Origin of the sequence: Halomonas sp. 25-S5 (genome assembly GCF_029889845.1) — a bacterium.
In the GTDB taxonomy this organism is placed as follows: domain Bacteria; phylum Pseudomonadota; class Gammaproteobacteria; order Pseudomonadales; family Halomonadaceae; genus Halomonas.
Map to the genome: position 1 here is coordinate 1 of NZ_JARANV010000078.1, position 735 is coordinate 735.

Here is a 735-nt window from a genome sequence, read left to right on the forward strand (position 1 = left end):
TCCAGCACGACCTGCTGAACCGGGGTCTCGAAGCGAACGGTCTCCAGCCAGCGGAAGTGCGCCTGCGTCCACTTGCTCTTGCCGGCGTAGACCTTGCCATGCCGCAACAGGAAGGCACCCAGGCGCTGCCGGGCCTTGAGCTCGATGGCCTTCATGTCCTCACGGGCCCGCGTCAGGTCGCGTACCGCTTCCTGCTCCGGGGTGGGCACCCACACCGGCGTCAGCTCACCGGAACGCGACAGGCGAGCCAGCATCTGGGCATCACGGCGATCGGTCTTGACGCGATCCCCGGCCTTGCGCGGGATCAGCGCCGGGGCCACCACCTCACAATCGTGGCCGGTGGCCTGGACTTGGTGATAGACCCCGTAACCGCAGGGGCCCGCTTCATAGCTGAACAACAGGGGTTGCCCGTCGAAGCGCTGGCTCAGCTGGCGGACCAGCTTGTCGATGGCCTTGGGCTCGTTGGGGATCTCGCCATGGAACTCAGGCGCCTGGCGGCCCGCCTCGGCGATCGATACGGAGATGCTCGCCTTGTGCACATCCAGGCCGATATAGCCGGCGTGGACGTCGCTGGCGGCGCTGAGGCGTTCAGCGACAGTGCTTTCCTCAACGGCTGAGTGAGTTGCGTTAGACTGTGTCATGACCTGCCTCCCTCAATAGTGGCTCTGCGTTTAGGTCCCTCCTCAACGTAACCCACGACGTTGAGGAGGGGCAGGTCAATCCATGATGTCTACG

General features: G+C 64.8%; 1 protein-coding gene. It reads right to left on the reverse strand.

Translation table 11 applies throughout. The annotated features are described in order from the left end of the window. On the reverse strand, positions 1-641 hold a 641-nt coding region (locus OP498_RS18445; RefSeq protein WP_280554812.1), incomplete at its 3' end, for a transposase. Positions 642-735 lie beyond the last annotated feature (94 nt).